General features: G+C 63.0%; 14 protein-coding genes and 1 pseudogene. 8 read left to right on the forward strand and 7 right to left on the reverse strand.

Features of this window, described 5'->3' with window-relative positions:
• Positions 1–64 precede the first annotated feature (64 nt).
• Positions 65–1,405, forward strand: a complete 1,341-nt coding sequence (locus ACP7BX_RS13315) for a PQQ-dependent sugar dehydrogenase (RefSeq protein WP_426160727.1) — start codon at positions 65–67, stop codon at positions 1,403–1,405.
• An 87-nt stretch (positions 1,406–1,492) separates the two neighbouring features.
• Positions 1,493–1,897 (forward strand): RidA family protein, encoded by a 405-nt coding sequence (locus tag ACP7BX_RS13320; RefSeq protein ID WP_426160725.1) that lies wholly within the window; start codon positions 1,493–1,495, stop codon positions 1,895–1,897.
• A 284-nt stretch (positions 1,898–2,181) separates the two neighbouring features.
• On the opposite strand, the gene ACP7BX_RS13325 is transcribed toward ACP7BX_RS13320, so the two are convergent.
• Positions 2,182–3,669 carry an aldehyde dehydrogenase family protein gene (locus ACP7BX_RS13325; protein ID WP_426160724.1) on the reverse strand — a complete coding sequence of 496 codons (1,488 nt, stop codon included), beginning with the start codon at positions 3,667–3,669 and terminating at the stop codon, positions 2,182–2,184.
• Positions 3,670–3,905: 236 nt separating this feature from the next.
• Here ACP7BX_RS13325 and ACP7BX_RS13330 point away from each other — a divergent pair, with 236 nt between their 5' ends.
• On the forward strand, positions 3,906–5,075 hold the full coding sequence (locus ACP7BX_RS13330) for a p-hydroxyphenylacetate 3-hydroxylase oxygenase component (protein ID WP_269131272.1): 1,170 nt from the start codon (positions 3,906–3,908) through the stop codon (positions 5,073–5,075).
• Positions 5,076–5,133: 58 nt separating this feature from the next.
• Positions 5,134–5,613 (forward strand): annotated as a pseudogene (locus ACP7BX_RS13335) (flavin reductase family protein); the annotation flags it as partial.
• Positions 5,614–5,645: 32 nt separating this feature from the next.
• On the opposite strand, the gene ACP7BX_RS13340 reads toward ACP7BX_RS13335, so the two are convergent.
• A complete protein-coding gene (locus ACP7BX_RS13340) occupies positions 5,646–6,968 on the reverse strand; it encodes a hypothetical protein (protein WP_426160723.1) in 1,323 nt (440 codons plus the stop codon).
• Positions 6,969–7,185: 217 nt separating this feature from the next.
• Between ACP7BX_RS13340 and ACP7BX_RS13345 the strand changes: the two genes are divergently transcribed.
• The 3 genes from ACP7BX_RS13345 (at position 7,186) to feaR (ending at position 10,269) form a co-directional block, all read left to right on the forward strand.
• Positions 7,186–8,685 carry an APC family permease gene (locus ACP7BX_RS13345; RefSeq protein ID WP_177112963.1) on the forward strand — a complete coding sequence of 500 codons (1,500 nt, stop codon included), beginning with the start codon at positions 7,186–7,188 and terminating at the stop codon, positions 8,683–8,685.
• Positions 8,648–9,214 (forward strand): DUF3156 family protein, encoded by a 567-nt coding sequence (locus ACP7BX_RS13350; RefSeq protein WP_426160722.1) that lies wholly within the window; start codon positions 8,648–8,650, stop codon positions 9,212–9,214. The genes ACP7BX_RS13345 and ACP7BX_RS13350 overlap by 38 nt, the downstream gene beginning before the upstream one ends.
• A 113-nt stretch (positions 9,215–9,327) precedes the next feature.
• Positions 9,328–10,269 carry a transcriptional regulator FeaR gene (feaR, locus tag ACP7BX_RS13355; RefSeq protein ID WP_177112959.1) on the forward strand — a complete coding sequence of 314 codons (942 nt, stop codon included), beginning with the start codon at positions 9,328–9,330 and terminating at the stop codon, positions 10,267–10,269.
• Positions 10,270–10,274: 5 nt separating this feature from the next.
• Here feaR and ACP7BX_RS13360 read toward each other — a convergent pair whose 3' ends face one another.
• From ACP7BX_RS13360 to ACP7BX_RS13380, 5 genes are read right to left on the reverse strand one after another with little or no spacing between them, the layout of a single operon-like run.
• On the reverse strand, positions 10,275–11,027 hold the full coding sequence (locus ACP7BX_RS13360; protein ID WP_426160721.1) for an SDR family oxidoreductase: 753 nt from the start codon (positions 11,025–11,027) through the stop codon (positions 10,275–10,277).
• Positions 11,020–11,820: an SDR family NAD(P)-dependent oxidoreductase gene (locus ACP7BX_RS13365; RefSeq protein WP_426160720.1), complete on the reverse strand. Its 801-nt coding sequence runs from the start codon at positions 11,818–11,820 to the stop codon at positions 11,020–11,022. Before ACP7BX_RS13365 ends, ACP7BX_RS13360 begins: the two co-directional genes overlap by 8 nt.
• Entirely contained in the window at positions 11,813–12,634 is an 822-nt protein-coding gene (locus tag ACP7BX_RS13370) for a molybdenum cofactor biosynthesis F family protein (RefSeq protein ID WP_426160719.1), read from the reverse strand. Before ACP7BX_RS13370 ends, ACP7BX_RS13365 begins: the two co-directional genes overlap by 8 nt.
• Before the next feature lie 13 nt (positions 12,635–12,647).
• Positions 12,648–13,013 (reverse strand): cupin domain-containing protein, encoded by a 366-nt coding sequence (locus tag ACP7BX_RS13375; protein WP_314529902.1) that lies wholly within the window; start codon positions 13,011–13,013, stop codon positions 12,648–12,650.
• Positions 13,014–13,044: 31 nt separating this feature from the next.
• The gene (locus ACP7BX_RS13380; protein ID WP_016978428.1) at positions 13,045–14,343 is read right to left on the reverse strand and encodes an NAD(P)/FAD-dependent oxidoreductase; all 1,299 of its coding nucleotides are present in this window, start codon (positions 14,341–14,343) and stop codon (positions 13,045–13,047) included.
• Positions 14,344–14,549: 206 nt separating this feature from the next.
• Between ACP7BX_RS13380 and hpaR the strand changes: the two genes are divergently transcribed.
• Positions 14,550–14,978, forward strand: a complete 429-nt coding sequence (gene hpaR / locus ACP7BX_RS13385; protein ID WP_010209251.1) for a homoprotocatechuate degradation operon regulator HpaR — start codon at positions 14,550–14,552, stop codon at positions 14,976–14,978.
• The last annotated feature ends 41 nt before the right edge of the window (positions 14,979–15,019 follow it).

Here is a 15,019-nt window from a genome sequence, read left to right on the forward strand (position 1 = left end):
CCCGGTGGTGACCCACGCTATATGAGGCAATACTCCCTCAGGTTTCTGCCCTGAGGTTCCAAACATGAATGTACCGAGCCGCCTTGCGCTCCTGATTGCCGCCGCCGCTGTTCTCAGCGCCTGTGGCGAAGCGTCCAAATTACCGTTCCAAGCCGGTGTCGGCCCTTCGCCGCAACTGCCCGAACCCAGTACTTCCTTGATCCCCACGCTCAAGGTCTCCAAGGCCGTGGGCTGGCCTGATGGCGTGCAACCCACTGCGCCGCAGGGTTTCACCGTCACAGCCCTGGCCGACAACCTCGATCACCCGCGCTGGGTCTACACCTTGCCCAACGGTGATGTGCTGGTCGCTGAAAGCAATCACCCGCCCATGCCCGAAGGTGCCACCGACGGCGGCACGGGTGTGATCGCCTGGGCACGGCGCACGGCGATGGGTGTGGTGATGGGGCGTGTCGGCGCGGATACACCGAGCGCCAATCGCATCACCTTGCTGCGCGATGCCGATCACGATGGGCATGCCGAAGTACGGACCGAGTTCTTGAGCGGCCTGATGTCGCCGTTCGGCATGGCGCTGGTGGGCAACGACTTGTATATCGCCAATGCCGACGCGGTGGTCAAGGTGCCTTACACCCCAGGCCAGACCCACATCGACGCTACTCCGGTCAAGGTCACCGACCTGCCGGCCGGCATCAACCACCACTGGACCAAAAACCTGCTGGCCAACCCTGAAGGGACCCGGCTGTATGTGACGGTGGGGTCCAACAGCAACGTCGGCGAAAACGGCCTCGACGCTGAAGAGGGGCGTGCGGCGATCTGGGAGCTGGACGTGGCCAGCGGTGAGAAACGCCTGTTCGCCAGCGGTTTGCGCAACCCCAACGGCCTGGCGTGGAAACCGGGTTCTAGCCAGCTGTGGACGGTGGTCAACGAACGCGACGAAATCGGCAGCGACCTGGTGCCCGACTACCTCACGTCGGTGCAGGACGGCGCGTTCTACGGCTGGCCGTGGAGCTACTACGGCGGTCACGTCGATGTACGTGTGCAACCTCCACGCCCGGACAAGGTGGCCCAGGCTATCGCGCCGGACTACGCCCTCGGCACCCACGTCGCGCCGCTGGGCCTGACCTTTTCCGATGCGCGCGGCATGCCGGCCGCCTTTGCCGATGGGGTGTTTGTCGGTGAACACGGCTCTTGGAACCGCAACCCGCAAGCGGGCTACAAGGTGGTGTTTATCCCTTTCAAGGACGGCAAGCCGTCGGGTACCCCGGTCGACTTTCTCACCGGTTTTCTCAATGCCGAAGGCGAAGCGCAAGGCCGGCCGGTGGGTGTGACCTTGGACGAGCAGGGCGCGTTGCTGGTGGCGGATGATGTGGGGAACAAAGTGTGGCGAGTGACACAGAGCAAACCCTGACCTCGATATGTTGCGGGATGTTGAACCGCCAGATTGAATGATGCCGTTGGGTTAGCCTTGTTCTCCTACCGACAACAAGGAAGCGTCATGCAACGAAAGGTCATCAATCCCACGACGGTATTCAACTCCCTGCAATACGGCTTCAGCCAGGCCCTTGAGGTGCCACAGGGTCGGCGCATCATGCTGTCCGGCCAGGTGGGGGTGGATGCGGACGAGCGCACGGTCGGCCCAGGCATGGCCGAGCAGACTGCCACTGCGCTGGACAATATCCACAAGGTGCTGGCCGAAGTCGGCGGGGATCTGTCCCATGTGATCATGCTGCGGCTGTATATCGCCGAGTCTGCCCGCGACCAGCAGGAACCCATCGTGCAGGCCCTGCGCCAGCGCTTCCCGCACAACCCACCGCCGTCTTCGTGGATTATCGTCAGCGGGTTGTCGTTGCCGGAGTGGTTGATCGAGATCGAGGCGGAGGCAGTGATTGCGCAGGCGTGAGTACAAAACAGACGGTGGGGCAGGTGGGTATTCTGTGGCTAGCGAGCTTGTTGTGGTGAGGGGGCTTGTTGTGGCGAGCGCGCTTTCTGTGGCGAGCGGGCTTGCCCCGCGTTGGGGCGCGAAGCGGCCCCTGGGTCGGAAGAATGCGGTGTATCAGGTAATCCTCTGTGCCTGGTTTTGGGGCTGCTTCGCAGCCCAACGCGGAGCAAGCCCGCTCGCCACAACAAGCCCGCTCGCCACAGAAAGCCCCTCACCAAAAAAGCGCTGGATCGTTATCCGCCCCCTCAGTACCGAATCATCACCGACTTCAGCTCGGTGTAATCCTCGATAAACGCACTGCCAAACTCCCGTCCCACCCCCGATGACCTGCTGCCCCCAAACGGCACCGCCGGGTCGAGCAGTGTGTGCATGTTCACCCAGACGGTGCCGGCCTGGATCGCCGGCACCATGCGCAGGGCCTTGCCCAGGTCGTTGGTCCACAGGCTGGCGCTGAGGCCGTAGGGGCCGTTGTTCATCAGGGCGAGCAGTTCGTCTTCGCTGTCGTAGGGCAGGAAGGTGGCGATGGGGCCGAAGGTTTCTTCGTTGAGCAGGGTGTCGTTGAGGCTGTTGGCGAGGATCACCGTGGGTTCGACGTAGCAGCCGGGACGGTCAATCAGGGTGCCACCGTGGATGATCGTGTTGTTTTCGGCGCGGGCCTGGCTGAAGTAACCGAGCAATTTGAGTTGGTGCTGGCGGTGGGTGACCGGGCCGAATTCGGTGCGTTCATCGAGTGGCGAGCCAATGTTGAGGCGACTGAGGCGCTGGCTGAGCCTCTCCAACACAGCGTCCATTTGCGAACGATGCACAAAGAACCGCTCGGCCGCCGCGCAGATTTGTCCCGAGTGCAAAAAGCCCGCCTCGATGATGCCGTCCACCGCCTTGTCCACGTCCACATCGCGCAGGAAGCCAGCGGCATTCTTGCCGCCCAGTTCCAACGTCGCACGGGTGAGGCCGGCGCCCATGGCGCTGCGGCCGACGGCGATGCCCGTCGACACGGAGCCGGTGAAGGATACTTTGTGGGTGCCAGGGTGTTCCACCAGGCCTTTGCCGACATGCCCGCCGCCGGTGAGTACGTTAAGCACACCGGCTGGCAACCCGGCTTCGACGGCCAGTTCAGCGATGCGCAGAAGGGTCAGCGGCGTGAACTCGCTGGGCTTGATGATGATGCTGCAGCCGGTCACCAGTGCCGAGGCGAGTTTCCAGATGGCGATCATGGTGGAGAAGTTCCACGGCACGATGCCCACCACGACGCCCACCGGTTCACGCAAGGTGAACGCGGTGTAGCGTTCGCCGTTGAACGAGGGCAGTGACGGGGTGAGGGTCTGGCCGCTGAGCTTGGTCGCCCAGCCTGCGTAGTAACGCAGGAAATGCGCGGCCTGGTCGACTTCGAACGCGCGGGCAATCTGGATGATCTTGCCGGACTGGCAGGTCTCGATCTGCGCCAGTTCTTCGCGGTTGCGTTCCAGCAAGTCCGCGAGCTTGAGCAGTACGTTGCCGCGTGTCGCGGGTAAGGCCTGGGACCACAACTGGAAGCCACGGTTGGCGGAGTCCACCGCTGCGTCGATATCCGTCAGGTCCGCATCGGCCACCTGGGCGATCACCTCGCCGGTGGCCGGGTTGGTCACGGCCAGGGTCTGGCTGGAATGGCTGCGCACGTTGACGCCGTCGATGAACAGCCCATGGGACCGACGCAGAAAGGCTTCGACTTGGGGCAGCAGCGGGATATCACTCATGGCGGGTTCCTGGCAGTTCACAAAGGAAAGCCCGAGGGTAACCAAGGCATCGAGTCATGGCTTGACTCTGCCTGCCGCGCGAGATGTCTGTGGCTGCCACCCCTATGAAAAGTACAACCTTGCCTGTGGAACGTGCATTTTCCACCTGCGTGCGCCCATCGATACTGGCCCTGCATCAGGCGTCGTTCCTCAACCCGGAGCGCCCGCCGGACTTCCAATAATAAGCAGGGCCGTCCATGAAAAAGCCAAACCCGCTCCTTGAAGACCTCAAGCCCCTCCTGCCGCTGATTGCCGCGAATGCCACGCGGGCCGAGCAGCAGCGCCAGGTGCCGGATGAAAACATCGCCTTGCTCAAAAGCATCGGCCTGCACCGCGCCTTTCAACCCAAGGCCTTTGGCGGGCTGGAACTCTCGCTGCCCGAGTTCGCCGACTGCATCGCCTTGCTTGCCGGTAGTTGCGCCAGCACCGCCTGGGCCATGAGCTTGCTGTGCACCCACAGCCACCAACTGGCGCTGTTTTCGGCGCAGTTACAGCAGGAGATCTGGGGCGAAAACCCGCACGCCACCGCCAGCAGCAGTATTGCGCCGTTTGGCCGGGTGGTGGAGGGCGAGGGCGGTGTGCACTTCAGCGGTGAAATGGGCTGGAGCAGCGGCTGTGACCATGGCGATTGGGCGATTGTCGGCTGCCGTCGGCAGAACGCCGAGGGCGGCCAGGATTACTGCTTCGCTGTGCTGCCGCGCAGTGACTACCAGATCCGTGACGATTGGTTCGCCGCCGGCATGAAGGGCAGCGGCACCAAGACCCTGGTCATCGACAATGCCTGGGTGCCCGAACACCGGATCCAGAAAGCCAAGGACATGATGGAAGGCAAGTCCGCAGGTTTCGGCCTTTATCCCGACAGCCAGATTTTCTACGCGCCGTACCGCCCGTATTTCGCCAGCGGGTTTTCCACCGTCAGCCTCGGCGTGGCCGAGCGCATGCTGGAGGTGTTCCGCGAAAAAACCAAAAACCGCGTGCGTGCCTATACCGGTGCCGCCGTCGGCGCTGCGACGCCTGCGTTGATGCGCCTGGCTGAATCCACCCACCAAGTGGCCGCCGCCCGCGCATTTCTCGAAAAGACCTGGCAGGACCACGCCGAACACAGCGCCGCGCACCGCTACCCGAGCCGCGAAACTCTGGCGTTCTGGCGCACCAACCAGGCCTACGCGACGAAAATGTGCATCGACGCCGTGGACCGGCTGTTCGCCGCCGCCGGCGGTAACGCCTGGTTCGAACACAACGAAATGCAGCGCCTGTTCCGCGATTCCCACATGACCGGCGCCCATGCCTATACCGACTACGACGTCTGCGCGCAGATCCTCGGCCGTGAGCTGATGGGCCTGGAGCCGGACCCGAGCATGGTGTAGCGCGTTCTTCCCCTCACAACAATCAGGGCGCCCATCCGATGGCGCCCGGGAGTCTTGCATGTCTGACAGCCGCCTTTTCGACCCACGGGCCTTTCGCCGCGCCCTGGGCAACTTCGCCACCGGCGTAACCGTGGTCACCGCCGCCACCGCGTCCGGGCGCAAGGTGGGCGTGACCGCCAACAGTTTCAACTCGGTGTCCCTCGACCCGCCGCTGGTGCTGTGGAGCATCGACAAACGCTCCAACAGCCATGAAGTGTTCGAAGAGGCCAGCCATTTTGCGGTAAACGTGCTGGCGGCCGACCAGGTGCACCTGTCGAATAACTTTGCGCGCCCCCGTGAAGACCGCTTCGCCCTGATCGAGTACGAACCGGGGGAGGGTGGCTCGCCGGTATTCGCCGATTGCTCGGCGCGGTTCCACTGCGAGAAATACCAGCAGGTGGACGGCGGCGACCACTGGATCATGATCGGCAAGGTGGTGGCCTTTGATGACTTCGGGCGTGCGCCGCTGCTGTATCACCAGGGCGCTTATGCCGAGGTCCAGGCGCTGCGTCCGTGCGCGCCCGAGACGGTTCAGAACGGCACGGCAACCACCAACTGACTGTAGACGTTGGTGCCGTTGCCACCGACCTGGTTGCCGCCGGTCTCGGCGTCCTTGTTGGGCTTGTAGAGGCCCAGCAGCGGCGTGATGATCAGGTGCTCGTTCACCGCCCACTCGGCGTACAGGTCCAGCTCGCGGCCATCCAGGTTGAGTTGGCCACGGGTACTGACCGTGTTGTAGTCGAAGAACAACGCGCCGAGGGTAAGGTTTTCCAGCGGCTTGACCTTGAAGCCCACGTGCTGCACTGAGGTGTTGGTGTTGTAGGGGCCCGAGTAGTTGCCGGCCACTTCACCCTGCACCCAGGTGCCGTAGCCCCGGTTGAAGCCTGCGAACATCCCGTCCCAGTTCTTTGAATAGCGTGCGTAGCGGTAGGTCAAGTCCGGCGACCAGGGCAGGTCGGCGAAGGTGTAGCCGGCTTCGGCGTAACCGGCGTTCTGCTGGCTGTCGCGGCGGTCCTGGCGGGCCAGTTCAAAGGCAAAGTGCGCGTTGTCGATACCGGCATTGCCGGCGCCGCGCAGGCTGTAGAGGTTCATGCCCTTGCGTTGGCGCTGCACGTCGGTGGCGAAGCGCTCGTCCACGTCGATCCCGTGAATGTAAGTGAGCCCGAGGGTGCCCGGTGCGGCGCTGTATTCCAGGGTGCCGGCGGCCATTTCGGTCATGGCCTGGGCGGGGTTGTCGGACTTGATCCACATCAGGCTGCCATGCACGCCGTCCTTGCCACCGAGGCGGATCACGGCGGTCTTGTCGAAGGCATGGCGTGCGGCGATGTAGTAGGCGCCGCCACGGTTGAATTCCCCGTCACCCACGCCCTTGCCGAGGTTGGGGCCGTCATCGTTGATCAGGAAACCGTCGCCCAGCATGATGATTTGGCGGCCGAACGACAGGTCCACGCCGTCCTTGCCCAAGGCCGGGAACAGATCGCCGGAGCGCCAGCCGGCAAAGGCTTCGTCAAACTTGGTGGTGCGTTCCTTGCCGGTGGTGACCCCGGACGCATCGCCATCGCCCCAGGTGCCGGAACTCACCAGGTTGGCCGTGCCGTACACGCCGCCCAAGGCGCCGAAGCTCTGGTCCACGCTCAGGCCGTACTTGATAAACGCCTCTCGCCAGGTGGAACCGCCGCTGCGCCCATCGTAGTTCTTCGGGCTGTTGAACATCCCGTATACGGCGAGGAAGTTGCCGGTGACCGTGGTGTCGGCATCGGCATACAACTCGATGGCCTGGGCCTGGCCCATCAGCAGCGCAATACCCAGGCCGACCGCCTGGCGCAGGCGACGATTTTTCAGTGTGTGCTCCATTGTTATTGTCCCCATCTTGGTTAAGAGTGAGGGCGCATTAGGGCGAGCGCGGGGGGCGATGTCTTTTCTCTGCGTGCCAGGGAATTGACCCAGGCCGCCACGCCCTACGCTGTGGCAGGGAGCAACAAAACCGGCGGCAGACAGGGGCAAGACGATCAACGCGAGTGGGGCGCAGAGTGCTGACACATTAAAAAAAACCGCTTTCGAGGACCCCATCATGTCGATCAACGACCGACTCACCGCGCACCTCAACCGAGGCACGGTAGGTTTCCCCACCGCCTTGGCCAGCACCATTGGCCTGATCATGGCCAGCCCGGTGATCCTCACCGCCACCATGGGCTTTGGCATCGGCGGCAGTGCATTTGCCCTGGCGATGCTGATCGCGGTGGTGATGATGCTGGCCCAGGCCACCACCTTCGCCGAGGCCGCCTCGATCCTGCCCACCACCGGCTCGGTCTACGACTACATCAACTGCGGCATGGGGCGGTTTTTCGCGATCACCGGCACCTTGTCGGCGTACCTGATCGTGCATGTGTTCGCCGGCACCGCCGAAACCATCCTGTCCGGGGTCATGGCCCTGGTGAACTTCGAACACCTCAACACCTTGGCGGAATCGGCCGGTGGTTCGTGGTTGCTCGGCGTCGGCTTCGTGATCGTTTTTGGTGTGCTGAACGCGTTTGGCGTCAGCGCGTTTGGCCGCGCGGAAATCATCCTCACCTTCGGCATGTGGACGACCTTGATGGTGTTCGGCGTGCTGGGCCTGATCGCCGCACCCGCCGTGCAGCTGGACGGCTGGTTCGGTGAGTCGCTGGTGGGCACCGACCTGATCACCGTGCTATCGCTGGTGGGCATGGCGATGTTCATGTTTGTCGGCTGCGAGTTCGTCACACCGCTGGCGCCAGACCTGCGCCAATCGGCCAAGGTCATGCCGCGCGCCATGATGCTTGGACTGATGGGCGTGGCCACGTGCATGTTCATCTACGGCGCAGCGATGAAACGCCAAGTCGAAAACGTGGTACTCGATGCCGCCTCCGGCGTGCACCTGCTGGACACACCCATGGCCATCCCCAAATTCGCCGAGCAGGTGATGGGCCAAATCGGCCCACTGTGGCTGGGCATCGGCTTCTTGTTTGCCGGCGCGGCCACCATCAACACCTTGATGGCCGGCGTGCCACGCATTCTCTACGGCATGGCGGTGGATGGGGCGTTGCCCAAAGTCTTCACCTACCTGCACCCACGCTTCAAGACGCCGCTGCTGTGCATCCTGGTGGCGATGCTGATTCCTTGCCTGCACGCGCTGTACCTGGGCGGCAACACCGACAACATCATGCACTTGGTGCTGGCGGCGGTGTGTGCGTGGAGCTTTGCCTACCTGCTGGTGACGATCTCGGTGGTGAGCCTGCGCATCCGTCGGCCGGACCTGCCACGGGCGTATCGCTCGCCGTGGTTCCCACTGCCACAGATCGTGTCGAGCATCGGCATCCTGCTCGGCATGTGGTTCATCACGCCACCGGGCATGAACCCGGCGGACATCTACGTACCCTTTGGCGTGATGCTGGGCGGCACCGCCGTGTACGCGCTGTTCTGGACCCTGGTGGTGCAGAAGGTCAACCCCTTCAAGCCAGCTTGCGTGGAGGACGTATTGGCAAAGGAATTCAGTCATCAACCGGAGCTGGCCGATGAGCGTTATGGCGACTTTGCGGCAAAGACTGTTTGAACTGTTTCGCGCCGAGCGCGCGCCGGCAGGCTATCGACCAGGAGTGACCCTGGCGCACCTGCGGCGCAACCTCGGGTTGGCGACACTTGAAGTGGACGGCGTAGCGTTCGAGATAGTCGAGCGCACCGAGTCGCAATTGTTGATGCACCTGGTGCTGACAGAGTTCGTCCTGCGCGTCCCTGCGGCGACAGGAGGCACCGCGAGCTTCGAGGTGCACCATGGCGGCGCGATTCGACGCACTGGCATTCGTGTACGGCGCCGTTCCGGAAACCAGACCCTGTGCCGTGAATTACAGGCGCGATTACTGGCGGACACCGCGCTGTTCCAGGCAATGATGCCACTGGATTTCAAGCGCCTGCGCATCGAGCTGCAAGGTCAGCAATGGTGCGCGCGCCTGGAGCATATGGGCGGCAGTGAGGTGGTCAATCGTTTACCGGCCTTTCGACGCTACATCGCATTAAGCCCCGTGCAACGCAGTCATTTGCTCGTGGCGCTGGCCGGATTGAATCGAGTGCTGTCGAACCTCTGATTGGCATCATTAGTGCTTCTGCAAAGGGCAAACAGGTTGTTGTTGCGTGCATATAGATAACATGTTAACTATTGCACCAGAACAACAAAAAGAATCCATTGCGGAGACACCCCATGAGCATCCCACAGCATGCCCACGACGGGCTGGACACCTGGACCCGCGACCTACGCGCCGCGTGCGGTTACTTCGACACCGAACTGGCATTCAACCGCTCACTGTTCATCGGCGAGATCAAAGACCTGCCACGCGGCGTCGCCCTCCTGCGCACCAATGCCGGGCTGATCAAACGCCCGGCGCACCACGCCGACCACGACAACGACCAGGATTGCTTCCTCGTCAGCCAGCGCAGCGGCTACTCACAGATCGTACAGAACGGCCAGACCCTGCAACTGGCCCCCGGCGAGATGTTGCTGATGGACTCGGTAGGCTCCATCGAAATCACCCCCTTCGGCCTCATCGAGCACGCCTCGCTGTCACTGTCACGCCCGCAGGTGTGCAAGCACCTGGGCGGCGACGCGCGTGCCTTCGGCAAGATCTCCTCGACCAAGGCCTGTGGGCGCATGCTGCATGTGCTGATGGACCAACTCTGCAAGGACGACACCGAAGACGGCGCCGGTGAAGTGGAGGCGCTGCAAAGCGCTTTCGTGTCGCTGCTCGGCTCGGCGCTGGAGCAGGGCGACGAATGCCGCGAAGGCTTGGCATTGTTGCAGGGCAACAACCTGCGCAGCTATGTGCAGAAGGTCATCGATGAGTCCCTGAGCCAGCCCGGCCTCAGCCCGATCGGCCTGGCGAATCGGCTGAATATTTCGGTACGCCACCTGTACCGTCTGTTCGAAGAGCAGGACGACAGCGTCTGCCGCTATATCCAGCGCGCGCGGCTCAAACGCAGTGCGGATGACTTGACCAACCCGTTCCTGCGCAGCGAGTCGATCACCTCGATTGCCTACAAGTGGGGCTTTACCGATTCGGCGCATTTCAGCCGGTCGTTCAAGAAGCAATTCGAGGTGTCGCCCAAGGATTTCCGTTCGAGCCGGATGCAGGCGGTGGGGGCGTAGGCGGGTCAGACTTCTGGCAGGGTGGACCCACCGTCCACCACCAGGGTCTGCCCGGTGATGTAGCTGGCGAGGTCTGAGGCGAGGAACAGCATGGCCCCGGCGATATCCGCCGCCTCGCCCAGGCGCCCAAGTGGCACGCGGCTGGCGATGCTGTCATTCAGCGTCGTATCACCCAGGTTACCCATCGCCGGCGTGGCGATCATGCCCGGTTCCACGCCATTGACCCGCACCTTCAACGGCGCCAGTTCCAGCGCGGCATTGCGGATAAACCCGTTGACCCCGGCCTTGGACGCCGCGTAGTGACTGAGGCCCGGATAACCGACGCGGTTGCCGGTCACCGAAGAGGTCACCAGCACGCAGCCTCGGCCTTGTTCGCGAAACGCCGGCAACGCAGCCTGGGTCAGCCAGAACAGTGCCGACAGGTTGACCGCCAATGTGCGATGCAGGATGTCCGGGGTAATGTCTTCAAAGGCCGTCAGCGGAAAATACCCGGCGTTGTGCACCAGGATATCCAGGCGTGGCAGCCGTTGAACGCACTCAAATACCGCCGTTGATTCGGCCAGGTCGACGCCGACCGCTGAAACCCGATAGCCCTGCGCGGACAACTCAGTCGCCACCGCCTCAGCCTGTTCCCGCTGTCGGTCGGCAATCACCACCTGCGCGCCACGCCTGGCAAATGCCTCGACGATACCTCGGCCAATGCCCTGGGCGCCGCCCGTGACCAGCACCCCTTGCCCGCTGAAGTCCAGGTCATGCATGGGCATTCTCCAAGTGCGCGAACGCCAGCGTTGGCACATCGACAATGCTGGAACCGCCATCGGCCACCAACGTTGCCCCGGTGATGATCGATGCATCACTGGACGCCAGGAAGCGACACACCGTGGCGATCTCTTCGGCACTGGCGGCACGGCGCAGCGGCACGTCGGCGCAGACCCGGTCATAGGCCTGCTGCAAGGTGTCGCCATAAGCGTCCATCAACGGCTGCATCTCCGCATCGGCCATGGGCGTGTGCACCCAGCCGGGGCACACCGCGTTCACTCGCACACCGTGCGGCCCATAGTCCCGCGCCAGCGAGCGATTGAGCCCGAGCAACGCATGCTTGGCCGTGGTGTAGCCACACACCTCGGGCCCCGCCGCCAGGGAGGCGATGGAGCCGATCAGCACGATATTCCCCGCGCTTTCCTGCAGCAGTGGCAAGCAGGCGCGGGCGCTATAGAACGCGCTGTCCAGGTTGCTGCGCAGGGCGCTTTCCCAGGTGGCGGGGCTGGTCTGGGTCGCGCTGCCCAGGCCATGCCCGCCGGCACAGGCCAGCAGCACATCGAGGCGTCCATAACGCTCGCGGATCTGTTGGATAAACCCGTCCCAGGTCTGCGGGCAGGCGGCATCGCCCACCAGGATCAGGCCGCCAGTGTCCTGCGCCACCTGTTCCAGTGGCTCACGCCGCCGGCCGATCAGCACCAGGCGTGAACCTTCCTGGGCGTACAGGCGGGCACACGCGGCGCCGATGCCCGTACCGGCGCCGGTGATCACCACCGTGCGCGGCTCAGTCATCGGGATACTCCGTGCGGTTGAGTACCTGGCAGTACGAGCTGATCGGGAAGTTCGACAGCGCATCGAAGGACGCGCCCGCATAACCGAAGATCTTGCCGTCGCTGCGGTGCTGCTGCAGGTCGATCAGCACCAGGCCGAGGGTGGGTACGATCTTCTCCTGCCACACGAACAGGTACAGCTGCTCGGCGATCTTGTAGTAATGGCAGCGGTCGGTGTCGCACAGGCCTTGCTCCACGCCCTTGAGGCACTGCCAGGCGTAGAAGCGCTCGTTGAGGTAGATGTGTTCGTAGACTTCGCTGGGGCTGTAGCGGTATCGGTTGCGCAGGCCCACCAGTTCGTCGGTCGGTACATGCAGGCAGAGGCCGGCCTGCCAGGGGCGGTCGAGGCTGCCATGGAGGAAGTCGACTTCGACCGAGGTCAGCGGTTTACCGGCGAGGGCGCGGTGATAAAGACCTTCGTGGGTCTCGGCCGGGTCCGGCAGGCGTCCGATCACTGCCGTGAATGAGGCGTTCGGCGTGTCCAGCACCAGGCTGATCGACCAACTCTGCCCGGCCTCATGCTTGATGAAATCGACCAGGTAGAGGCCTGGGCGGATTGAAGTGGCGCGGTACGCCGCGCTGCCGCTGGAGTGGCCGTCGGCAGCGTGCCAGGCCAGGCGGTCGTGCTCGAAGCGGTGCTCGATCTGCCAGCCGTTGGCGAAGTGCAGGGTGAAGGTCTGGCCTGCCAATTCGGCGAGGTTGGGCAGGATGAACGCGTCCGGAGCGAAACCGTCGGCCAGCGCGCCGACGGTGATCCAGTCAGAAGAACTCGTCATGGCCACGTCTCCCTTACACGACGGCAAAGTAGTGTTTGACGAAGCTTTCGCTGACCACTTCCCATAGCACCGGCGTGCCCTTGGTCACGAACCAGCTATCACCGCTTTTGTAGCGCGTGGTTTGGCCAGTGGACTCGTCGGTGAGCAGTACTTCGCCGGTCACCACCGTGGCTTGTTCGGTGAACGGGTAGACCATGCGGAACTTGCCCTGGGTGGTGCCGAAATAGGCGCTGCTGACCGGGTCGGTGGGCGCGCCGAAGGTCATCTTGCCGAAGGCGCGCACTTCACCTTCGAGAATCTGCGAGCCGAGGTCGGCCACGGTGCCCCAGGGGTCGAGTTCCGACAGCTGGATGTTGTGTTTGAGCGTAGTGAGGGTCATGGCAGTTGCTCCTGATGAGGAAAAAAGGGGGTTAGCGGCGGCCGTTCCAATAACCGGACAGTTGGTGCCAGGATTTGCCCGCCGTCAGCAGCAAGGGCCGGATCGCGTCCTTGCCGAGGATGGTCGGGCGATGAATCGAGCTGACCAGGTCATAGCGCGCCGAGCCTTCGCTCATGCCTTCGGCCAGGACCTTGCAAATGATGTGGCTGGGGGTTACGCCGAAGCCGGAATAGCCCTGCACGAAAAACGCGTTGCTGCGCCCCGGCAGGGTGCCGATCTGCGGGAACAGGTTGGGGCTGCACGCCATGGGACCGCCCCAAGCCAGGTCGATCTTCACGTCCTTGAGGTAGGGGAAGATCTTCAGCATGAGGTTGCGGTTCCACGCCTTGAGGTCGCCGGGAATATGCTCCACCAGCGGCGTAGCGGCACCGAACAGCAGGCGGTTCTCGTTGGTGACGCGGTAGTAGTCGATCACCGGGCGGATGTCGCTGTAGGCCCCGCGAATCGGGCTGATGCGCTGGATCAGTTCCTCGGACAACGGCTCGGTCATCATCTGGAACGCGTAGGTGTTGATGGTCGAACGGTGCAGTTCCGGCTCCAGCTTGTTGAGGAAACTGTCGCAGGCCCACAGCAACTTGCTGGCGCGCACCGAACCGCGACCGGTGCGCACGGTGATGCGCTCGCCGTAGCTGACCTCCAACGCCGGGCTGTTCTCGAAAATCCGCACGCCATGGCTGGCCAGGGCGGTGGCTTCGCCCAGCAACAGGTTCAGCGAATGCACGTGCCCGCCGCCCATGTGCAGCAAGGCGCTGCTGTAGGCCTTGGAGCCGATGATCTGCTGCACGTCGGAACCGCCGAGAAAGCGGATCTCGTGCTGGCTGTTGATTGACTTGAAGTCCTTTTCCCAGGCGCGCAGGGTTTTTTCCTGGCGGGCGTTGAAGCCCATGTAGCCGTAGCCATGGCAGAAGTCCGCGTCGATGTTGTACTTGGCGATGCGGCTCTTGATGATGTCGGCGCCCAGGTCGCTGATCTCGAACACCTGGCGCAGGCCGTCCTCACCGACGTCTTTCTTGATCTTCTCCAGGTCATGGCCGATGCCCGCCATGATCTGCCCGCCATTGCGGCCGGTGCCACCGAAGCCCAGGTAACGCGCTTCAAGCACGACGATATTGGTGATGCCTTTTTCCGCCAGTTCCAAGGCCGTGTTGATGCCGGAGAAACCGCCGCCGATCACCACCACATCGGCGTCGATGTCCTGTTCCAGGGTCGGGAAGCTGAGGTTGTATTTCTTGGTGGCGGTGTAATACGTGGGGGTTTCGATGTTGATCATGGCGCAGCCTGAAAAGGTGAAGGAAGGCTCTAAAGCGGATGCCTCCATTAGGGGCCCTGGCGGGGTGGAAGTCTTGATCCTGCGTGCCCAGGCTTTTGATTCTGCGCGCCATGGGCGGTGCGCTAGACAAGTTATAGCGCGCTCGCCGGCCGGGAATGCTAGAGTTTCGTTAAATTATTAACTAAATACTTCGTGACCCTGATCCTATGCTCAAACCTCGCCAGTCCCTGACCTTGACCCTGCTGCAAGCCCGCGAAGCCGCGATGAGTTTTTTCCGTCCGTCCTTGAACGAACACGGCCTGACCGAACAGCAATGGCGGATCATCCGCATCCTTGAACAGTACGGTGAGCTGGAGATCTACCAGTTGGCGGAATTGGCCTGCATCCTCAAGCCGAGCATGACCGGCGTGCTGGTACGCATGGAAACCGCCGGCATGGTGCACCGGCGCAAAGCCGAGCAGGACCAGCGCCGGGTGCTGGTGACATTGGCCGACAAGGGCAAGGCGAGTTTCGAGTCCATGAGCCAATGCATGGAGGCCAACTACCAGCGTTTGCAGGATCAGTTGGGCGAAGAGAAGTTGCAGACCCTGTTGGGTCTGCTGGATGACTTGAAGAACATCAATATCAAGCGCTGAAGCAATTCTTCGAACACTGAGGATCAAAATGTGGGAGCGGG

The organism is Pseudomonas sp. DWP3-1-3b3, assembly GCF_049896305.1.
GTDB lineage: Bacteria > Pseudomonadota > Gammaproteobacteria > Pseudomonadales > Pseudomonadaceae > Aquipseudomonas > Aquipseudomonas azotoformans_A.